The organism is Streptomyces sp. NBC_00775 (assembly GCF_036347135.1).
GTDB classification, from domain to species: Bacteria; Actinomycetota; Actinomycetes; order Streptomycetales; family Streptomycetaceae; genus Streptomyces; species Streptomyces lutosisoli.
Map to the genome: position 1 here is coordinate 10,524,895 of NZ_CP108938.1, position 20,599 is coordinate 10,545,493.

16 protein-coding genes and 1 pseudogene are annotated in these 20,599 nt (G+C 68.8%); 4 read left to right on the forward strand and 13 right to left on the reverse strand.

Features of this window, described 5'->3' with window-relative positions; all coding sequences use genetic code 11:
* Positions 1 to 66 precede the first annotated feature (66 nt).
* The 4 genes from OIC96_RS47015 to OIC96_RS47030 form a co-directional block, all read right to left on the reverse strand.
* Positions 67 to 249 (reverse strand): hypothetical protein, encoded by a 183-nt coding sequence (locus OIC96_RS47015; RefSeq protein ID WP_330301933.1) that lies wholly within the window; start codon positions 247 to 249, stop codon positions 67 to 69.
* A 69-nt stretch (positions 250 to 318) separates the two neighbouring features.
* On the reverse strand, positions 319 to 1,854 hold the full coding sequence (locus OIC96_RS47020) for an MFS transporter (RefSeq protein ID WP_330301932.1): 1,536 nt from the start codon (positions 1,852 to 1,854) through the stop codon (positions 319 to 321).
* Positions 1,851 to 2,912 (reverse strand): terpene synthase family protein, encoded by a 1,062-nt coding sequence (locus tag OIC96_RS47025; RefSeq protein ID WP_330301931.1) that lies wholly within the window; start codon positions 2,910 to 2,912, stop codon positions 1,851 to 1,853. The genes OIC96_RS47020 and OIC96_RS47025 overlap by 4 nt, the downstream gene beginning before the upstream one ends.
* 81 nt (positions 2,913 to 2,993) lie before the next feature.
* A complete protein-coding gene (locus tag OIC96_RS47030) occupies positions 2,994 to 4,016 on the reverse strand; it encodes a polyprenyl synthetase family protein (RefSeq protein WP_330301930.1) in 1,023 nt (340 codons plus the stop codon).
* 788 nt (positions 4,017 to 4,804) lie between these two features.
* Between OIC96_RS47030 and OIC96_RS47035 the strand changes: the two genes are divergently transcribed.
* Positions 4,805 to 5,395: an isochorismatase family protein gene (locus tag OIC96_RS47035; protein ID WP_330301929.1), complete on the forward strand. Its 591-nt coding sequence runs from the start codon at positions 4,805 to 4,807 to the stop codon at positions 5,393 to 5,395.
* 1,063 nt (positions 5,396 to 6,458) lie between these two features.
* On the opposite strand, the gene OIC96_RS47040 is transcribed toward OIC96_RS47035, so the two are convergent.
* The 7 genes and pseudogenes from OIC96_RS47040 to OIC96_RS47070 all read right to left on the reverse strand — a co-directional run.
* A complete protein-coding gene (locus tag OIC96_RS47040; protein ID WP_330301928.1) occupies positions 6,459 to 8,684 on the reverse strand; it encodes a haloacid dehalogenase-like hydrolase in 2,226 nt (741 codons plus the stop codon).
* A 273-nt stretch (positions 8,685 to 8,957) separates the two neighbouring features.
* Positions 8,958 to 9,812, reverse strand: a complete 855-nt coding sequence (locus OIC96_RS47045) for an urease accessory protein UreD (protein WP_330301927.1) — start codon at positions 9,810 to 9,812, stop codon at positions 8,958 to 8,960.
* Positions 9,809 to 10,498 (reverse strand): urease accessory protein UreG, encoded by a 690-nt coding sequence (gene ureG, locus OIC96_RS47050; protein ID WP_330301926.1) that lies wholly within the window; start codon positions 10,496 to 10,498, stop codon positions 9,809 to 9,811. The genes OIC96_RS47045 and ureG overlap by 4 nt, the downstream gene beginning before the upstream one ends.
* 39 nt (positions 10,499 to 10,537) lie before the next feature.
* Complete coding sequence (locus tag OIC96_RS47055) at positions 10,538 to 11,212, reverse strand: urease accessory protein UreF (RefSeq protein ID WP_330301925.1); 675 nt, start codon at positions 11,210 to 11,212, stop codon at positions 10,538 to 10,540.
* Between the two features lie 115 nt (positions 11,213 to 11,327).
* A complete protein-coding gene (gene ureC / locus OIC96_RS47060) occupies positions 11,328 to 13,319 on the reverse strand; it encodes an urease subunit alpha (RefSeq protein WP_330301924.1) in 1,992 nt (663 codons plus the stop codon).
* Positions 13,316 to 13,819, reverse strand: a complete 504-nt coding sequence (locus tag OIC96_RS47065) for an urease subunit beta (RefSeq protein ID WP_330462176.1) — start codon at positions 13,817 to 13,819, stop codon at positions 13,316 to 13,318. Before OIC96_RS47065 ends, ureC begins: the two co-directional genes overlap by 4 nt.
* Positions 13,796 to 14,092: pseudogene (locus tag OIC96_RS47070) on the reverse strand (urease subunit gamma); the annotation flags it as partial. The pseudogene OIC96_RS47070 and the gene OIC96_RS47065, both read right to left, overlap by 24 nt.
* A 1,433-nt stretch (positions 14,093 to 15,525) precedes the next feature.
* On the opposite strand from OIC96_RS47070, the gene OIC96_RS47075 reads away from it, so the two are divergent.
* Complete coding sequence (locus OIC96_RS47075; RefSeq protein ID WP_443058598.1) at positions 15,526 to 16,623, forward strand: IS110 family transposase; 1,098 nt, start codon at positions 15,526 to 15,528, stop codon at positions 16,621 to 16,623.
* A gap of 163 nt (positions 16,624 to 16,786) precedes the next feature.
* Here the strand turns inward: OIC96_RS47075 and OIC96_RS47080 are convergent, their stop codons facing one another.
* Positions 16,787 to 17,683, reverse strand: a complete 897-nt coding sequence (locus tag OIC96_RS47080) for a hypothetical protein (RefSeq protein WP_330301922.1) — start codon at positions 17,681 to 17,683, stop codon at positions 16,787 to 16,789.
* A 546-nt stretch (positions 17,684 to 18,229) separates the two neighbouring features.
* Here OIC96_RS47080 and OIC96_RS47085 point away from each other — a divergent pair.
* On the forward strand, positions 18,230 to 18,670 hold the full coding sequence (locus tag OIC96_RS47085; RefSeq protein WP_190174341.1) for a hypothetical protein: 441 nt from the start codon (positions 18,230 to 18,232) through the stop codon (positions 18,668 to 18,670).
* 356 nt (positions 18,671 to 19,026) lie between these two features.
* Here OIC96_RS47085 and OIC96_RS47090 read toward each other — a convergent pair whose 3' ends face one another.
* Positions 19,027 to 19,518, reverse strand: a complete 492-nt coding sequence (locus OIC96_RS47090; RefSeq protein ID WP_217574810.1) for a 2'-5' RNA ligase family protein — start codon at positions 19,516 to 19,518, stop codon at positions 19,027 to 19,029.
* Between the two features lie 521 nt (positions 19,519 to 20,039).
* Here OIC96_RS47090 and OIC96_RS47095 point away from each other — a divergent pair.
* Entirely contained in the window at positions 20,040 to 20,555 is a 516-nt protein-coding gene (locus OIC96_RS47095) for a DinB family protein (RefSeq protein WP_330301921.1), read from the forward strand.
* Positions 20,556 to 20,599: the final 44 nt, after the last annotated feature.

A 20,599-nucleotide genomic window follows, 5' to 3' on the forward strand; every position in this document is an offset into this window, starting at 1 on the left:
TCTGTTCTTGGCCTACGACTCGTATCGCTGCAGCTTCGATGAATTGCGAAGAGTGCCCGCCCGGGTTCACTCCGCGCCGTCGTCGTCCTCGTCCAACTCCGGCGCGTCCGGGTCGCGTTGGTTCGTCGCGACGCTGTCATAGCCGGACGGTTGGCGACGCCGTCGAACCTCGACGGAGAAGACGCCAACCGCCCCGACCTCGGAGCCCGGAGCTTCGGACGGGTTCCAACCCAGGGTCTGCTTGATCACGCGGGACGCGTCTTTCAGGTCGAACTTCGGCAGGAACGTCTGCCGGCGCAGGTCAACGCCCTTGCCGGTTCAGTAGAGCTTGCCTGGAGGTGACGTCCCTCGGGGTTCACTCTCCAGCTGTGGTGCGCGAGCAGGCCCGGCAGGGTGCGTGGGCCCTGCACGGCGGGGCAGCCAGGCGGCGGCGATGAGCGTGGCGGACAGGGCGGCCGCCGCGGCGGCCCAGGAGGCGGTGTGCAGGCCGTTCATGAACGTCACCGAGGACGCCTCCGGGGGCGCGGCGGAGGAACCTGGTGTGGACTGCGACAACGGTCCCTGTGGGGTGCCGGGTTCTGGGCGGTGTGTGTGGTGTGCGGCGAGGAGGGAGCCGAGGATGGCGATTCCGAGGGCTCCGCCGACCTCGCGGACCAGGTCGTTGATGGCGGCCCCGGTGCCGGCCTGCTCGCCGGGCACCGCGCCCAGGACTGCCTCGGTGGCGGGTGCAGCCGCGAGCCCTGCGCCGAAGCCGGCGACCAGCTGGTAGCCGAGAGCGGGACCGTATCCGGAAGCGGGCGGGGCCAGGGCCAGGAATCCGAACCCGGACGCGACCAGCACCATCCCCGTGGTGACAGGGAGTCTGTCGCCCCAGCGCGGTGCGATCAGCAGCGACGCGCCTGCCCCCGCGCCCAGGGCCGCGGCCAGCGGCAGCAGGCGCAGGCCGGTCTGGGCGGGGGTGAGGTAGAGCTGGGTCTGGAGGTAGAGGGTGAGCAGGAACAGGGAGCCGAAGAGGGCGAAGAACATCCAGGCCAGCGCGGCCGCGGCGGCGGTGAACCGGCGGTCGGCAAGGAGCCTTGGCGGCAGGAGCGGTGCGGGATGGCGCCTCTCCCACCGCAGGAGGAAGGCGAACACCAGGGCTGCGAGGGTGAATCCGGCTCCGATGGCAGGATCGGTCCAGCCACGGACGGGGCTTTCGATGATCGACCAGACCAGGGTCCCCAGCCCGCAGGTGACCGCCCCCATTCCGGCCCGGTCCGGGGGCCCGGGGCGGGGGTGCCGGGACTCGGGCACCCACCGCCCGGTCGCCGCCAGGGCCACGACGACCACGGGCACGTTGATCCAGAATCCGGCCCGCCAGCCGTAGTGCTCCACCAGCAGGCCGCCGATGACCGGCCCGGCCAGCGCCCCGAGTCCGGCCACGAACGTCCACACCGCGATGGCCTTCCGGCGCGCGGCAGGATCGGGGAACACCACGGTGATCAACGAGAGGGTGGAGGGCATCAGCAGTGCCGCACCGCAGCCCATCGCCAGCCGCGCCGCGACGACCTGGCCGGTGCCGGTGGCCAGCCCGCCGCCCGCCGAGGCCGTTCCGCACAGGGCCAGGCCGAGAGTGAAGGCGCGGCGCCGGCCGTGCGTATCGCTCCACGCTCCGGCTGCCAGGACGCAGCAGGCCAGCGCGAGGGTGTAGGCGTCGGCCATCCACAGCAGGCCCTGCGGGCTCGGATCCAGTTCGGACTGGATGCTGGGCAGTGCCACGTTCATGACGGTGACGTCGAGGCCGATCAGGAACAGTCCGGTGCATAGCACTGCCAGGGCCTTGTGCGGGTGCGTGGTATGCGGGGGTGCTGTCATGGTGCGATGTGCTCCCACCACCAGGCGATGGTCGGGTAGGGCAGCGGCTCATCGCTCAGGTGTGTGGGGGGCGTTGGGGTGCGCCGGATTTCCGGGGCGGTTTCGGGGGCGAAGTAGCGCATGCAGGTGGTGCCGAAGGTGATGTCGCCGCTGATCACCCGCTCCACGCCGGTGAGGTACTTGCGTAGGTCCGGGCTGGCAGCGGGGAGGATCTGGTCGCGCAGGCGGAGGTAGCAGGCGAGCATGGTGTCACGGATCGTGATGCCTTCGAGCATGGCCTGCGCGAGGGTCCAGTCTGGATGTTCGTGCTGGAGTGCGCCGAAGAGGTTGTAGTTGACCTGCGTCAGGTCCCTCTCCTTGTAGAAGGAGTAGCGGTCGTTGTCCAGAGCGGCGGCGAAGAGACCTGCTTCGGTTGCTGCTTTGACTGGGGGCGAGGACCATTCCTGAGCGGTGGTCTCGGTGCCTTCGACCGCGTCGAGGTAGCCGAGAGTGGCGTGGACGCCGACGGCGTCGATGCGCACGGCCAGGTAGTCGTTGACCGTCAGAGCGGTGCCGCGTTCGCGCAGGGCTCTCTCCCAGAGCATGGCGTGCAGCCAGCCCGCCTGCGTGGTGGTGAACCGTTCGTACTGGACATCGCTCATGCAGGCTCGCAGGCGCTCGAGGACGTTGCGCAGCGCGTCGTCGAGATGGGTTCCCTGGCTCTCCCAGGAGCGCGGGCAGTGCATGGTGCGCGCCCAGCGGTACACGGTGTGGAGGACGTCGGCCCTGGCGTCCGGGTCGGGCACGATGAAGTCGTCGGTCATGAACGCCCAGCCACTGTAGTCGGCCAACGCCTGGGCCAGGTCGGGGTCCGTGGTGGCGTGGGGGAAGACATGGGTGATCAAGCTGGCCCCTCCCACCCCGTACAGCGCAGAAAGGTTCGGGTCACCGCAGCCGAGGTCGAACTTCTGCGCCCAGGCGGCGCTGTTGGCACTCAGGCGTTCCGCATCGGCACCGGTTTCCTCATCGAGGGGACAGTAGAAGGTCCAGAACCCCTCGGGGAGGTCGGCAGGGTTCATCTCTGAGTTCTCCCTTTTCGGATGGTCGAACGGCGTGAGGAACCGGGTGTGGGCTTCGGGAACAGCGTTGCCCCAGAAGGGTCAGCGGTCGCGGCGGGTGATCAGGTCGGCGAGGGCCGCCAGTTCGGCGGCCGCCAACGGCTCCGGCTGCACCTGGTCCAAAAGGTGCATGGCATCGGTGGTGTGGCGGCGGGCGCGGCGTAGCGTGGCCTCCCGTGCGCCGGTCTGCTCGATCAGGTCCCTGGCCCGCGCGTGGTCGGTTTCGCCCAGTGGCCCGTTCGCGCGGTAGAGGGCGCGCAGGGACTGGGCCTGTGGGGTGTGGCCGGCCATGGCGGCTGCGACGGGGATGGTGACCTTGCGGGAGCGCAGGTCGGACAGGGCGGGCTTGCCCGTCACCGGCTCGTCGCCCCAGATGCCGAGGACGTCGTCGACGCACTGGTAGGCGATACCCAGACGCCGTCCGAAAGCGTGAAGGAGCTGGGCACGCTCTTCGGTGGCGCCGCCCGCGATCGCGCCGAGTTCGCAGGCGCAAGCCAGCAGCGCGCCGGTCTTGCCGGCTGCGACCGCCGCGGCCCGGTCCTCACTGACGTCGGTGCCGGCTTCCATGAGGGTGTCGAGGTACTCGCCTTCGATCAGCGCCTGCACGGCGGCCAGGAGCACCGGTACCGTCCGGCCCGCGTCCGGCGCCTCGGCGAGGGTCTGGACGGCGGCAAAGAACAGCGCGTCGCCCGCGAGGATCGCCGCCGGAACGCCCTTGGCAGCCCAGAGCGCGGGCCGGCCGCGGCGTAGCGGATCCTGGTCGATGACGTCGTCGTGGAGCAAGCTCGCATTGTGGACCAGTTCCACCGCCACGGCCGCCGCCCGCGCGGCGTACGGGTCTGCGCCCACCGCCCGGCACGCCAACAGGGCAAGGGCCGGGCGGACGCACTTGCTGACGGACGGAGCGTTCAGGACCGTGCCGTCGTCGGTCCACCACCCGAAATGCAGCCCCGCGACATGCCGGACCTGAGGAGGCAGTGCGTGAACCCGGGACCGGACCAACGGCCGCACCAAGGTCGCGGCCTGCACGAGAATCGTCTCGCAGTCACGAGGTGAGTCAGCCACTCGAACCCCTTCCAGGGATCAGGTCATGTCCACGCCAGCATCAGGGTGCAAGCGGCACGAGGGGCAGGGTGTGACGACCAGCGCCCGACGCACACCCCTGACCCACTCCACTCCCGTGCACGACACACTGCGCCGCACGCGCCCGGCCAATACCGGCTGTCGGGGTACTGGCTCACGTACACAGGTCGGTACAGGCTCAAATACAAAGATCCAGATGCCTCAACTGAGCCGCAAGAAGTGGGTGGTGGGGTCGCCCGATGAGGAAGTCTATGGGCCACTCCGAGTGGTCAAGGGCGCCTACGGCGGCGCTCCGCGCTGGGCTCCGCCCACCCTGGACAACTCGTCCCGGCCCGAAATTCGGCAGCTATCAGCCGGCCCCCATCGAGTGGCACCCGGCTTCTGTACGTGATCTTGTACAGACCTCTGCGCATGACCTTGTACGCCGACACCGGCCAGCCAGCACACCCGTAAGGGTGCGGGCTCGGCTCTACGCAGCCCCCACAGAGAGGGAGCTCTGCGGTTGCGGGCCCAGTCGAGGTCGACTTCCTTGAACCATCTGGCTGACGACCGCATGGTTCCAAGGCCGGCCGATCGACCCGATGCACCGGACGGCGGACAACCGCATGGGCTATGCCAGGTGCTCGTCTCTCGGCCAGGTGCTCGACCCGCAGCTGGACGCTTTCACCAAATGCGTCCCTATCGGGTGAGTGCTGGCGAGTGCTGCGTCAGCCCACCGACGGAGGGAGCGAGCATACCGGCAATGGGTTCTCCCGAGGGAAAGGGTCTCCGTGCGCCGTGCATTGATCGTTGTTGATGTGCAGAAGGACTTCTGCGAGGGCGGCAGTATTCCGGTGAAGGGCGGCGCAGGCAGGGCCGTGGCCATCGCCGACCTGGTGAGGCGTGCCGATGGAAGCTACGCGCACATCGTCGCCACCCGTGACCACCACATCGACCCGGGGGCCCACTTCTCCGAGCACCCAGACTTCCAGAGCTCTTTCCCCGAGCACTGCGTCGTCGGCAGCGATGGAGGCGAATTCCATCCAGACTTCGCGCCCGCCGTCACCTCTGGCGGCGTGGACGAGGTGTTCTACAAGGGGGCATACTCCGCCTCGAAGAGCGGTTTCGAGGGCTCGGCCCAGGACGGCACGTCGCTGGCCGACTGGCTGCGTTCCCGCCACATCAGTGACCTCGACGTCGTCGGCATCGCTACCGACCACTGTGTCAAGGCCACCGCGCTCGACGGCGTACGAGCGGGCTTCGCCGTACGGGTCCTGCTCGACTACACCGCCGGCGTTGCCGCCGACACCACCAGCACCGCGATCAGTGAGCTACGTCAGGCAGGTGTGGCGCTGAGCGGCGAGCCAGTCGTCCTCACCTGAACACCACTGACGCTTCCGCCGCGAGACCAGCCCGCAACGGGCGCGCTGTCCGTGTTGCGAGTCTCGGAGCCTGCAGTGGTTGTTATTGGACTCGTGCGGAGGCGCAGCCCTCAGGCCGGGGGACCGGCAAACGTGTGCCACGGAGGCGATTGAGTTGGTCAACACGCGGATATCCGCCGGACGGTCAAGGCCGGGGGCACTTGGGGGTAGACATTGACCTGATGGCTCGTCAGCGACCGTCACTGGGATGGGCCCGCACAACTGGCCAACTTGCCATAGAGATGCGCGCTACGCGGTCTCGCCCCGGCGACCCGCAGTTCCGGGTCGTCGATCCGCAAGGAACAGCCCTCCGGGCCGAGAGGCAAGTACCTCAAACAACGGGGGCTTCTTCCTTTCCGCGTTCGCCGCCCTGAGTGACTCAACTCCGAGGGCTCAGCAGACTGACCGAGTTGGGCATGCGTTGGTAGTCCACGGGCCGACGAGATAGGGCCTTCTGGCGGCGTCCGGACTCGGCTCCTGCCGACACGCAGTTCCCTCCATCCAGGCATGGCTGCGATCAGGGGCGATGTGGAGCGGCTGATGATTCCGCCTCGGCTCCGCCGCCGGTCGCAGACGGCAGCCGGCTGTCGGTGACGTACAACTCCGGCAGCGGTACCGCCGTGTTCGACGCGACGGGACATATAGCCACCGACCGCCCGCCAGCGCCGCCGCGATCCTCACCACACGGTCTGCCTGAACGCATGCCTGCGGAAAGCACCTGTATGAAGCCCACACAGCGAGGGCCCGCGCAGAGGGAATCTGCGCGGGCCCTCGCCCTCACTACTCGGGGAGCACGTGGAATGAGCCGGCACCTGCAGGAGCTTTGTCCGTGATCTTGTTGGTGACCAGCACCCCTGACTTGGCGGACCTTGAGATTCGGCCGGTCCGCTCGGGCTGGGACAACCAGCTCTGGCGACTCGGCGACGAGCGGCCCCTGCGCTCTTCAGCAACGAGTTCCGGTGGCTCCCCGAAGCACCTGGTGCGGCAGCCGTGTCCTGCCCTTCGAGCCCGGTCGGGTGCTGTTTCACGCGTAGTGGGTGAGTGCGAGGAGGACGAAGATGTCGGTGAGGACGGGGATGGTGTAGCGCAGGGGGCGGGGGGCGGCTTGATCGGAGGGTGAGGTGTATCCGCCGTCGGGGTTGTGTTCGCCCAGAAGGTAGTGCAGGCCGCTGTGGGCGGTGGGGTGGGTGCGGTGGGTGGGGGCGAGCGCGGTGAGGGTGTAGGCGGTGCTCATCGGGTCGCTGTCCTCCCCTGGGGTCTGGCCCCAGCCGCCGTCGGGGTTGGCGGTGACGAGCAGGCGCTGGTGGATGGAGTCGATGGCCGGGCCCAGGCGTCCGTGATGCATTGAGGGGTTGTGGCGGTGCGCGAGCGTGAGGGCGTTCAGGGCGCGGAGCATGGCGTTGGCTTCGCTCAGGCTCCAGCTGCGTTCGAAAGTGCCGTCGGGTTTTTGCGCGTTGAGGAGGTAGCGGGTTGCCCGCTCCAGCAGGGGGCCGTGGACGAAGTGATAAGGCTGCAGGGCGGTGATCGTGTTGGCGGTCATGGTCGGCTCGGAGGGCTGACCGGGCAGATAGGTGGGCATCCCGCCGTCCTCGCCCAGGTGCGCCGCCAGGAACTGGCGGGCGGCGTGGAGGTTCGCCCGGTACCGCTCAGGGCCGAGGGCGCGCAGGAAGGACAGGACGTGGGTGGCGGTGTCCGTGTCGGTCTGTACGACGTCCTGCGCGTAGGCCCAGCCGCCATTGCCGGCCTGCTGCGATGCGAGGTAGTCGCCCATCGTGTGCAGCACCTGCCGGTCGGCGCCGGCGCGCGCCAGGGCGAGGCCGGCGGTGGCGGTGCAGAAGATCTCCTCGCTGGCGATGAAGGGCATGCCGCCGTCGTCGCGGACGGCTTTGGCCAGCGCGATGATGCCGTCGTGGATGACCCGGTGGCCGGGCACCGTCCGCTGCAGCGACAGTAGGGCGAACAGGTGAGCGAACACGTTGCCCTCGATGATTCCCCGGTCCTGGCCGCGTTCGGTCAGCCGCAGCAGGCGCGCGGTCAGTTCCGGGGCAACCGGGTCGGGAACCTGCAGGTGGTGGATGGCGATTTGCCGCAGGCGGGTCCAGGTGGCCTCGTTGTGGTGCTCGAACGCGTGCGACGGGGCGTCGACGTGGAAGGGCTCGGGTCCCACGACGGCGAGGATCGCCTCCAGAGCGAGCTTCTTGCGGTCGGAGGAGTGCTGGGCGGCACCGTCGAAGGTCTGCTCGATGAGCCGGTGCCGGTCGCCTGCGGGAATGCCGTCCAGGGTGGCATCGATGACCGCCGCATCGAAGGCGTCTGCGGCCGCACGGCTGCGCGACAGGTAGGCGTGCAGCCTGCTCTGCACCTCGGGCAGGGCCTTCTGACGGCGCAGCAGGGTCAGCATCAGGGCCGACTCGGTGACCCGGCCGCTGCACTCGCCCGTGACGGCTCCCTGTCCGCCAACCTGGGCGAGGAGCCGCTCGGTCAGCCGCCGGGTCGCGCTGCTCACCGATGCCGGGGGCGCCGCGCGGTGGGCCGACCGCGTGTCGCGGGCCGGGGCTGGCGGGGAGACGGGCAGGGCGGCCTGGTCGCGCAGATACGTGAGCAGGCTGGTGCGGTCACACACGGGCCATGAGTGGTGGCGGGCCAGCATCCTGAGAGCGGGGGAGGGCTCGAACGCCACGGGCCGGCCGACCCGGCTCAGCGACGAGACGTCGCCCAGGGAGTTGCCCACCGCCAGCGACCCCGGCCAGTCGATGCGCCCGGCGCCTGCCAGGGCCTGTGCAGCCCTGTCCTTGCCGTCGGCGACCGGTGCGGCGACCCGGCCGGTGAACAGCCCGTCAGCCGCCTCGAACCGCGTGCCGCAGAACAGGGTCACGCCCAGCTCACACGCAAGGTACGCCACCATCTCCTGCGGGCCACCCGAGATCAGCAGGGGCACGTAGCCGGCCTCCTTCAGCGCCGCGGTCAGCGGCCTGGTGAAGTTGAACAGCCGGTTGCGTTGCCGCTGCCACAGCCGGGCCGTCACCGCGGACACTGCCCGGCACGGCACATCGCTCAGCATCGCGGCGAACAACTCGTTCATCCGCGCCGCCGCCTGCGGATCCTCCGCATCCGAGGCCACCTGCGCCCGGCGCAGCCGCGCCAGCCGGTCCCGGGGAACGAGCCCCACCTCGGCAAGCATCGCCGGCAGCGGACCGGCCAGCGTGCCCGCAATCAGAGTCCCGTCCACATCCAGCACCGCGATACGCATCCTCCGAGCCTCGCGGGCACGCCACCGCATCCACGCCGATTCCCCGCCCTGTCACCCGATCGAAGACACCAGCGCCACGTCGACCTCCCCCTTCCGCCAGCAACGCGCCGAAGCGTGGACCTCGACTGATTCGGCGGGCTCGATCCAACCCAGCAGCGTTCACGCGTCCGCCGCCGTGACCGACGATCCGGTGCAGCCGCTCATCTCAAACCTCAGTGGCGACTGGTCCGACGCTGCGGGCCCGTCGCACGCCGGGTCGGCGGCCCATCCGCGCTAGCGGGCGAGGGCGTGTGCGTGCGCCTCGTCGAGCAGTTCCCGCAGCGTTGAGGTGGTGGGCGCGACGGCGGTGGCGAGCAGTGCGGGCCCACCGGCCAGCGGTGCGAGGACGGCGCACCCGTCCTTGGCGCCTTCGCCGAGCAGCACGGGGTCTCGTCGGACGTCGAGGCGCGGGTCCACGACCAGGAGCTGGCCGACGGCGCGGTGCCCGTTCAGGACGGCCGGGCCGTCCCAGCCGGGTTCTGGGGCCCCGTACGCCGTGTGCTGGTCGAGTAGCGGGCGCCCGGCGCGGCGGACCAGGATCCGGCTGACGAGGTGGCCTGGTCCCTCGTCGGCCCGGCCCAGGAGTTGCTCTTCTCGCAGTACGAACCGTGAGGTGGCGGCGAGTTCGACGGTGTACGTCTGTCGCAGGTTGCTGCCGACGGCGCTGATCAGGGGCTGTGGTAGCCAGCGCAGATGCGCGTGTTCTCCGGCGGTGAGGCGCACGTCGTAGGTGGCCGCGTCGGTGGTGGGGCCGCGCAGGGCGAGTGTGGCGGCGGCCGTGGTGACCTCCAGCTCTGCCCGGTCCTCGGCGGTGATGTCGAGGGTGAGCCGGTCGCCACCGAGCGGGGCGCTCATCGCGCTGATGATCCCCACCGTGGCGGCGTTGCCGTCGGTGCGCAGGCGTCGAAGGTGGAAGGGGCCGTCGCTGCGCAGTTGCGGGAGGGTGGTGACGCGTCCGTTGTGCGCGGCGCGGATCCGGGCCGTGGCTCGCACGCCGTCGGGGTGTCCGGCGGGCTCCTGGGCGCCGGCTGGAGGTTTGCCGAGGCTGGACGTGGCTCGGGCTGCGGCGAGTTGGTACGAGGGGCTCATACGGCTGCCCCGGCACGCCACTTGGTGAGGTGGCCGGTGACCCAGTCGGCGACTTCGCCGATGCCGTCGTCGGAGGTGAGGCTGGTGAAGACGACGGGAAGATCGCCGCGCTGTCGTTTCGCGTCGATGGCCATGGTGTCCAGGTCGGCGCCGACGTGCGGGGCGAGGTCGGTCTTGTTGACGATGAGGAGGTCGGCGGTGGTGATGCCGGGGCCGCCCTTGCGGGGGATGTCGTCGCCGCTGGCTACGTCGATGACGAAGATCTGCACGTCGACGAGGCCCTTGGAGAAGGTGGCGGTCAGGTTGTCACCACCGGACTCGACGAGCACGAGGTCGAGGGGGTGGAGGGTTGCTTCCAAGTGCTCGACGGCTTCCAGGTTCGCGGAGATGTCGTCGCGGATCGCGGTGTGCGGGCAGGCGCCGGTTTCGACGGCGGTGATGCGCTCGGGCGGCAGGACGGCTTCGCGCAGCAGGTACTCGGCGTCCTCTCGGGTGTAGATGTCGTTGGTAACGGCGGCGATGCACCAGCGGTCGCGCAGGGTGCGGCAGAGCGCGGCGACGGTCGCGGTCTTGCCGGAGCCGACGGGGCCGCCCAGTCCGACGCGCAGAGCGCGGCGGCTGCCGTCGGGCCGGGTCGCCGAAGCGCTGGAGGCGTGCTGGTGAGGCAGAGAGTGGTCGAGGTGCATGGCAACTCCGTTTGGGGCCCTTGGCGTTCAGGGTGTTGGTCAGGAGGCGAAGAGCCGGACGGACCAGGCGGCGTGCTGCTCTCCGGTGATGTCCAGCAGGGGGGAGGAGGCCGACGGCAGGGCGTCGAGGCCCTCGGTCATGGCGCGGGTTGCGGCGCTGGCCGCGGCTTGTGCGACGTCGTCGGTTTCGGGGCCGAGGCGGGCCAGCAGCCCCGAGGCGTCGAGCGGGTCGAGGCTCAGCAGGCGCACCGCTGCGGTGGCCGGGCCGCCGATGTTCTCGTACGCGGCGGCATAGGCGGCGTCCAGCGGGGCGAGCCCGGCGGCGTGGGCGGCGAGGCCCAGGACGATGGGCTGGTGGGCGCCCTGGGGACGGGCAGCGGCCAGGTGTTCGAGTTCGGTCGACGGGAAGGTGGCGCGGGCCGCGCGCATCATCTGCCGGCCGAGTCTGCGGGCGACGGCACGTAGTGCGGGGGCGGGGGTGCGCGCGTCGGCGGCGTTGTCGAGCAACAGCGGGTCGTATCCGCCGGCGGCCGCGGCGGCCAGGGCGGCCATCGTCAGGCCGGTGGTGTGCAGGCGCCCGCGGCAGAACGCCTCCAGGCTGTGGGTGTCGTGTACGGCTCCGTGGGCGACGGCGGCCTCGACGCCGCCGGAGTGGGCGTGCCCACCGGCGGGGAAGCGGCCATCGGCCAGGAGGAGCAGGGCTGCGCGGCTCATGGGCGAGCGGCTGCCTTTCACAGGGTCGGATGGTGATGCGGTGGACGAGGCGAGCGCATCAGCCCGCCCCGGGGCCCGGCCGTGGCCGCGGGCCGGCGGCCGGGCAGGTGTCTGATCAGAAGAGGAAGTACCGCTGTGCCAGGGGGACTTCGGTGACGTAGGAGCGCGGTACGGTCGCACCGTTGAGTTCGGTGCGGGCGTCGCTCGTCGTCGCGCCGCCGATGGTGACCTCGAAGCTGTTGTGGTCGACTTCGAGGCTGAGACGCCACGTGTCGTTGAGTTTCATGTCGTCTTTCTTGACGTCCCGGGTGTCCGTGATCTCGACGAACTTCTTGTTGAGTCCGAGCCCCTGCGTCTTTGCGTCTGTGACCTTGTTGCTGCTGTCCTGGGTGATGACGAAACGGGTGTTGAGCCTGTCGGCCACGCCGGGGGCGGCGAAGTTCACCGAGTTGCTCCCTGGGGAGCGGCCGGTGGAGCCCCACACCGGCCGCGGCAGGTAGGGCTGCGGCGTTGTGATGGAGGCGTTGGCGTCGCCGACCTGGGCGTAGGCGAGCTGGCCGCCCTTGAGGACCATGTGCGTCTTGACGCCGAAGAACTTCGGCTCCCACAGCACCAGGTCTGCCAGCTTCTCGGTCTCCACGGAACCGACGTATGTGTCGATGCCGTGAGTGATCGCCGGGTTGACCGTGTACTTGGCGACGTACCGGCGCGCCCGGTAGTTGTCGTTCGGCTTCAGCCTGTCCTCATTGTAGGAGTGGTCCTTTTCGTCATCCTTGATCGTGCGGACTTTCGCGCTCTGCAGGTCTTCGGGAAGCGGGCCATAGCGGCACTTCATGACGTGCGCGGTCTGCCAGGTCCGCATGATCATCTCGCCGATGCGTCCCATCGCCTGGGCATCGGAGGACATCATCGAGATGGCGCCCATGTCGTGGAGGAGGTCCTCCGCCGCCATGGTGGACGGGCGGATACGGGAGTCCGCGAAGGCCATGTCCGCCGGAATGTCCGGGTTGAGGTGGTGGCACACGACCATCATGTCGACGTGCTCCTTGACGGTGTTCACCGTGAAGGGCCGGGTGGGGTTGGTCGAGGCGGGCAGGACGTTCGGCTCCTTGACCAGCTCGATCATGTCCGGGGCGTGGCCCCCTCCGGCGCCCTCGACATGGAAGATGTGGATGGAACGCTTCTTGAAGGCAGCCTTGGTGTCCTCCAGGAAACCGGACTCGTTGAGCGAGTCGGCGTGCAGGGCGAGCTGGACCTTTCGGTCCTCGCAGACCTTCAACGCCAAGTCGATCACCGCAGGGGTGGCGCCCCAGTCTTCGTGAATCTTGAAGCCGATGACACCGGCGTCCACCTGCTCGTTCAGAGCCTTTTTGTTCATCGTGCTGCCCTTGCCGAGCAGACCGATATTGACCGGGTATTCGTCCAGGGCCTCGAAGACGCGGGTGATGTGCCACGCGCCCGGGGTCACGGTGGTCGCAGTGCTGCCCTCGGCAGGGCCGGTGCCGCCGCCGATGAGAGTGGTCACGCCCGAGGCCAGGGCCTCGTGGATCTCCTCGGGGCAGATGAAGTGAACGTGGGTGTCCACACCGCCCGCGGTGAGGATCCGGCCGTTGCCGGAGATGACCTCGGTGCTCGGGCCGACCACGAAGTTCGTCGCCGTCACCGGCAGCTGCTCGCCCGCCTGTTCACGAGCGGGCTTCTCGAAGTCCGAGATCGGGTCCATCGTCTCGGGGTTGTACGCCTTGCCGATGGCATGAACCTTGCCGTCCCTGATGCCGACGTCGGCCTTGATCACACCCCACCAGTCGACGATCAGCGCCCCCGTGATGACCGTGTCCACGGGACGGCGATCCTTCTTGCCGCCCCCGTCCCTCGGGATGTGGGACATGCCCATCGACTCGCGGATCACCTTGCCGCCACCGAAGATCATCTCATTGCCGCTGTATTCCGGTCCGCCGCTCCAGTCGGCTTCGATCTCGATCGTGAGATCGGTGTCGGCGAGGCGGACACGGTCCTTGGTGGTGGGCCCGTACAGAGCGGTGTAGTCCGCCCGCTTCAGCAAGTTGCTCGGCCGCTGCCGGCCCGTCTGCTCCGGCTGGCCGCTCATCGGACGATTCCCTTGCGCAGTCCCTGAATCTTGCTGGTGTCGCTCTTGGCGTCGCCTTCGATCTTCACCAGCTCAACGCAGCACTCGTCTCCTGGTTCGAACCGCACGGACGTGCCCGCGGCGATGTTGAGCCGTCGCCCCTTCGCCTCAGCGCACGTCCATAGCTCGTCATAGGTCATGCCCCCGCCGGAGGAGTTCACGACCACCTTGAGGCCGGGGTTGACCTCGGCGAAGTGGTAGTGGGAGCCGACCTGGATAGGACGGTCGGACGTGTTCCTGACCTTGATCGTCTTCTTGTCGCCCTGCAGGAGCTTGTTGAACGCGATCGCCTCGTGCCAGGACGCGGCGTCCTCGCACGCATCGCAACACGCGGACGAGTCGGTGTCGTCGCAGGCGACCGGGCACTCCGGGCTGCGCGCCGACTGGGGGTGCTCGACCTTGCCCGGGTAGACCTCGGGCTCCTCCGTGGCCTCCGGGATGGGGTCATGGATCGTGACCAGCTTGGTGCCATCCGGGAAGGTCGCCTCCACCTGGACGTTCTTGATCATCTCCGGAACGCCGTCCATCACGTCGTCACGGGTGAGCACCCGCCGGCCCGAGTCCATGATGTCGCTGACCGTCTTACCGTCGCGCGCCGCCTCGAAGACGTGAACGGATAGCAGGGCCATCGTCTCGGGGTAGTTCAGAAGCAGCCCCCGGTCGCGGCGCTTTCCTGCCACGTCGGCCGCCACGTGGATCAGTAAGCGCTCCTGCTCATGCGGAGTCAAATGCACGATGACTCGTCTCTGTTGGTCGGATGGTGCGTGCGGCCGGGGATGCCCAGGTCACGGACACCGTTTCCCCCGGAAGGCGACGGCCGCTCTCCGATCATCAGCGGGGAAGAACGGCGAGACGGCCGAACGGCGGCTGATCTACACCATCTGATGAATCCGCGGAGTACGCCGTTTTCACGCTGCCAAGCAGGAGAAGCCCGGTTCCGTGGCGCACGGCGGCGCCGCTGGGCAGCGCGCTGCTGCGCCGGCTGCTGATCTTCCGTACGGCCGCCGACTGGCTGGACATGGCGGGCTTCACCAAGCACGCCGACACCTACGGATTCCGCCTGACACTGCCCGCGCCCACTGGACGGACCCGGAGGTGCTCATCGAGCATCTCACGCACCCGTGGTGCGGCATCGCATTGAAAGAGGTCATGAGCACCGGCACCGGCGGCTAGGGGAGACAAGGCTGTCGACTCTGGTTCGACGGGCCCGAAGAGGTGCCAGGGCGGCGCGACTTGCAGATGATCGAGGCCGGAGGGGACTGTCAGGTCGCCGAGTTCAACCAGGCCCTCGCCTTCACGGGGAGCCCGGCCGACGAGATCGCACGGGTGACCGGAAACTTGCCGGGCATGACCGTCGACTGCGCCCCGGACCGGGGCCACGGACACGACACGGTCGCCTTCCTGCGCCGCGTGGCTGACAGTCCGCGCCCAGGAGTTCGCTCGCCTGAAGCAGGCTCGCTGACTGCGCAGGGCGCGGCCCATTGTGAGGATCGAGGGCTCGGCGCCCACCTGGAGTCCGGCGCTGAGCCCTCGGTCCCACCGATCGCGTCACCCCGTCGATGGGCCCCGAGGCAGTAGAGAAGGTTGGGCTTGTAGTTGCGGTGAATCTCCTGCAGGAGCCCCGGGCGGTCGGGGTTACCCAGGTCTGACGCACTCAAGTCGATAGTTATCCCGTGACCGCGATGCAGCACGTTGTGGGTCATGCTTTGAGAGTAAGTCCTGCCTCTGACAACAGAGTTGGCTGCCGCATCCGGGCTGGTCGGTGGCGGTGCCCTTGCCGACGAGCAACCCCGCCCCCTGAACGCGCCGCTTGCCTTTATGCGTTGTTGTGGTCGGCTGGGATCAAGCTCTGGGTGTTGCGTGAGAGGGATTGAACATGTTCTGCGGCCCCTGAGCGGGATCGAGATGAGGGCGGGAGGATGGGCGGGTGCTGTCCCGGGTCTGGGGTCTGACTCATGACATGACTGACCAAAGGGTCCCGGTATCACAGTGTCGGCCGTTGGCCGGGGATGGTGCGTTGTCGGTGCCGGGCTGGCGGGGTGTGTCCCGATAGGGGCCTGCCGAACGTTGTGGCGTCCTCACGATTCTGACCGCCCGACGCGGCCCGGTACCGGCAACGCGACACGTCATCGCACCGGAAGGGGGAACGGGCATGTCCAGTTCGACCATGTCCAGTACGTCGCCTACTCCGAAGACCCGTCGTCGTCGCCCTGCGGGGGAGGTGGTTTTGGGTGTGGACACGCACCGGGATGCTCATGTGGCTGCGGTGCTCTCGTTGATGGGGACAGTGCTTGCCACTGACGAGTTCTCGGCCACCGCGGCGGGGTACCGGGATCTGCTGAAGTGGGCCAGGAAGTTGGGAGCCGTGCAGCGGGCCGGGGTGGAGGGGACCGGCTCCTACGGGGCGTCCTTGTCGCGCTATCTGCTGGCCCAGGGCGACGTGTTTGACGTGAATCGGATGGACCGGGCGGATCGCCGTCGGCGCGGCAAATCGGATCCGCTCGATGCCCAGAACGCGGCGCGAGCCGTATTGAGCGGGCGGGCCCGCGCCCGGGCCAAAGCGGGCGACGGGCCGGTGCAGATCGCGAGAATGTACAAACTCACGAAGGCGTCGGCCGTCAAGGCCCGCACGCAGGCCATCAATCAGCTCAAGGCCGTCCTCATCACTGCCGATCCCGCCTTGCGGGAAGAACTGGCCGGACTGGGCAATGCCGAACTCTTCCGTACCTGTGCGCGGTTCGCTGACGTGAGCAGTCGCAAGGAGGTCGGCGAGGAGTCGGTGCTGCAGGCCACCCGGATCACGCTGGGCCTGCTGGCTCACCGGATCGGCCAGCTCTCCGAGGAGATCCGGGAGGTCGAGGCTCGTCTGACCCGGCTTGTGGAACGGCATGCCCCGCAGCTTCTCGAGGTGGTGGGGATCGGTCCGGACACGGCGGTCACGTTGCTGATCACGGTGGGGGACAACCCGGAACGGCTGGACAGCGAGGCGTCCTTCGCTGCCTTGTGCGGGGTGAGCCCTGTCGAGCGTTCCTCGGGACGCCGGCAGTTCCGTCGCCTCAACCGTGGTGGCGACCGGCAGGCCAATGCCGCGCTCCATCGCATCGTGTTCACCCGCCTGCGGGTCGACCCGCGCACCCAGGACTATTACGAGCGTCGGATCAAGGAGGGCAAGACCCGGCGCGAAATCGTCCGTTGCCTCAAGCGCTATGCGGCCCGGGAGGTCTTCCACCTGGTCAAACAGCTACAGCCAGGCCCCCGCTCGTAGGGGCTGTGATTTGAGGAGCCCCGATCTGATGATGCTGGCGGGGACTCCGTGTTCGGCGGACGGGCAAGTGAAGGCCCGGCGCGACATCATTCCCGCATCGCGCCCACGTCGAGGCTCAGGTGCAGCAGCTGTCCTGCGGCGCCTTGGCCCGACGTTGAGGACGTCATCGCACTCCGGTCGCCGACAACAGGGTCGGGTCGTAGCAGTCGCAGGACAGGACGGTCGCCGCAGCACCTGCCTTGGCTGGCACCTCGAGCAGCACCGTCATGCTGCTGATCGACGTGGCTTCGCGCCACTCCGGTCCGCCTCCGAGCATGATCTGGGTGTCCGAGTCCTTTTCGAACACCACTGTTCCGCTCGCACCGACTCCGGCCACCCGGTGCGTCTGCTGCAGGGTGCACGCCACCAGCGAACTACCCGAGTCCAGGCGCAGCACCGGCAGCGCGGTGCCCGCCGGCCGGTGCGACAGGCTGCGCTCGAGTTCGGGGTCCGCCCATCCATTGAAGAACTTCACGAGATCGCTGGTCATGGGACCGCGGGCGAAGCGCCGATCCGCGAGTTTTCCCTGCGGAGGATCGAACGTGAGGTAGTCCGCGAAGGCGCCACACACGGAGCGCTCCGCTGATCCGGTCGGAGACAGCTGCACGGTGTCGTCCGGATTGCGGCGCAGGGCGGGAAGTTGTTTGGGCTTCATCCGCACGATGGTGCGGCCCTTTTCGGTCGACGTCGGACCCGGCGCGGGATCGGTGGCGGAGGGCTTCTTGAGTGGTTCGGTGAGCGCCCAGATGGAGGCGGTGGCCTTCCACGGTCCGCCGGGCTGAGTCTGTGCGAAGTAGAACAGCTGTGACGAGCGGTCCTTCTCCTGACCCTTCCACTTGCTCAGTACGGCGAAGAAGCGCGGGAAGCCGGCGTCGGCTTTCTCCGACGGGATCAGAAACTTGGGACGGACCAGGTGGGCGACTTCGTCCTTCGTTCCTGCCTTGCGATGCACTTGGTACGCGGCCAGCGATTCCTTGAGCAGCACGCCGGTTTGTACCTGCCCTTGGGCCGCGTCGTCCATCGCCGTATCGGCACGGGCGTTGGTGCGGTCGTAGGCGGCGAAGACCTCTTTCGCCTCAGCCCTGTCTATGACAGGTCGGGATATGGCAGACGGGGTCGGACGTCCGTCACTCCTGTCCGAGGAGGCGCCTGTGCAGCTCGTCACCAGCATCAGCAGGGCAGCCGCCGCAACAGGGGGCGTCGATCCTCTGGCAGTCACAACTTTCCCTCCAGCTCCAACAGCACCACCAGTCTAGGAAGTTGATCTGCCGGGTGCGCCCGGAACCGGATGGAAAGACCAGCCCGATGCCTCCGCTTGGCCGGAACCGTGCTGTCTCCACCTGGGGGAGATCGCCCCGACGTCGGCCGCTGGCGAGGAGGTGCACCGCCCTGTGCGGTTCCCGGAGCACCAGCTCCGTGCCAACAGGCCGCGACAAGATCACCAACGACATCCGGAACGTGTGCCAGAACCCACTCGTCGTCTATAGAGCCAGCCTGGTGTCGCAGCGCTGTTGGCCGGCCGGGGCCCTGGTGCGCGGGTGGCGGCCGGGCAGGTTAGTTTGCTCGGATGAGTCTTCTTGATGATGTGGCCGAGCGCGACGGCTGGCGATGCTGGGTGTGTGACGAAGCGGTCGACCCCGACGAGTCGGTGAACGACCCGCGGGGCCCCAGCGTCGACAGCCGGACCGCCGACCGGAAGGCCAAGGTCGCCGAGCGGCTCGCGCACCGCGGGTGCAATAGCCGCAAGGGTGCGGTCAAGGTGGTCATCGCCTGGCCGGAGCGCCTGTACGTAGTCGAACCCGCGCCGCTGATCGCCGTTGGCGACAGGCTGGAGCGCAAGGGGGGCCGCGAGATGGTGGGCCGTTGTCCGACTAGGAAGGATGCCCAAGAGGCGGCGGATTGGCTGGTGGACCGGTTCTCCCGACTGCTACCGGGGCTGCCGGTGACCGCCGACATCGAGGCGGGCGGCGGCCAGTTCCTCGTCATCCTGGCCACCGGCCGTCGCTGATCGGGGATCACCCCTCAGCCAAAGACGGCCGACGCCGGGGCGCAGTAGCCGGAGAAGGCGAACGGGCCTGCGATGCCCCGCTAACAGCAGTAGCGCAGCAGTGCGGGCCGTCGCCCTCGCCGGGTGGCGGCTCGCACTGCTGTGCTCACTCCTCGGAGGGATCGGGGCTCCAGACGGCTGGCCCGCCGCCGCGCCACTCGATGAGCAGCGAGTCGTCCAGGCGGACGTTTTCCGGGTCCAGTCCTGCCCGCCGCAGGAACTCCAGGAGGTCGCGGGGGCCCAGGGCGCGGCCGAGGATGGGGTGCCGGCCTCGGGCTGTGTTCGCCGGCCAGGGGCGAGGGACTGGCGGGCGGTGTCTACGGCCCGTCCGGGACGCCGAGCGGCACGGTGAACCGCGGCTGCCAGCCTTCCTCCGTCAGCACCACCAGCTGGACCGCCGTCGCACGGGTGTGCAGCGGCAGCAGGCTGCCGATCGCAGCGCGGACATGGGCGGCAGCTGTCGGGTTGTCCGCACCCATAGCGACCGTGACATGGGCGGCGGGCTGCGCCCCGAAGCGGCCCTTGTACGGGCGCAACCCGGGCCACTGGGTGCGGAACGCATCGACGATCGTTTGGAGTCCCGGAACGGTGACGGCGACGAAGCCGGACTCCGTCACGACCTCCTCCAAGAGCAGATCAGCTGCCGGGAAACTTGCAGCCAGGGAACGCACGCCCTTCTCGTCCTGATCCGTCAGCGCCGATTCCGGCACGAACGGGTAGAGGAGCGAGACGTGCGCCGGCACCCCACGACGCACCAGAGCCGGGTCGATACGCCACGCCGCATCGAGGAGCGGGGCGGCATCGGGCAAGACAATGACGATGGCAGTGGTCCCTGGCTCTGGCACGCCGTCATCATCGCAGGCCAGTCCGCTACTGCGCGCGTTGCACTGGGAGGTGGGCGAGGGCAACGAGTTGGGCGTGGTCGAGGCGGTCGCGGCCGACGTGTTGGTTGGTGATCCACGCCCCGTATGGTGCCCGCTTCCGTCCGGGACGTGCTCGATGCGGGCTCGTCCGGCGATGCCGCCCTCGCGTGTGGCTCCGGGTTTGGGTTCTGACTCACTTTCCGGATGTCGTTGGTGATCTTGTCGCGGGCCTGTTGGCACGGAGGTGTTGTACCCGCGGGGACTGCCGGATTTGCAACTACTGAGGTTTGATGCGTGATGTCGCTGGGTCGACGCCTTGAACTGCGAAGAGGAGGGCCCGCCCCGCGGCATCATGCGAAGATCACCAGTAACACCCCGATGTCCCCAACCGTGACCAAGATCGTAAATCGCGGAAGAGCCCGTCATCCAGGTGCCCCCTCCCGACCGCCCTGGTAGCGTGCGCCGGCATGTCATCGGAACTGGAACGCCCCCCGCGCCAAGCGGACGAACGCACCGCGCTCATCGGCTGGCTGGACCTGCAGCGGCAGATCCTGCGCTGGAAATGCGAAGGGCTGAGCGACGAGGACGCGTGCCGCCCGGTCATCCCGACCTCACCGGCCATGACGATGGCCGGTCTCATCTCCCACATGCGCTGGACCGAGCACATATGGCTGGAAGTGCTGTTCCTCGGCGGCGACAAGAAGCAGAACCCCGCATTCGACGAGTCAAGCGAGAACGCCGACTGGCACACCGACGGCCGCCCCCTCGCAGAGCTCCTCGCGGAGTACGAGGCCCAGTGCGCCCGCAGCAACGAGATCGTTGCCGCGGCCGACCTGGACGACGCCGGCCGCCACCCCGACTTCCGCGACGGCAGCGCCAACCTCCGCTGGATGCTGATCCACCTCGTCGAGGAGACGGGGCGACACGCGGGGCACGCGGACATCGTCCGGGAGCTGCTCGACGGCACGAAGGGCTACTACTAGCGCAGCTCCGCGAAGCGGGCCCTTCCCTCGGGAGCCAGGCCAAC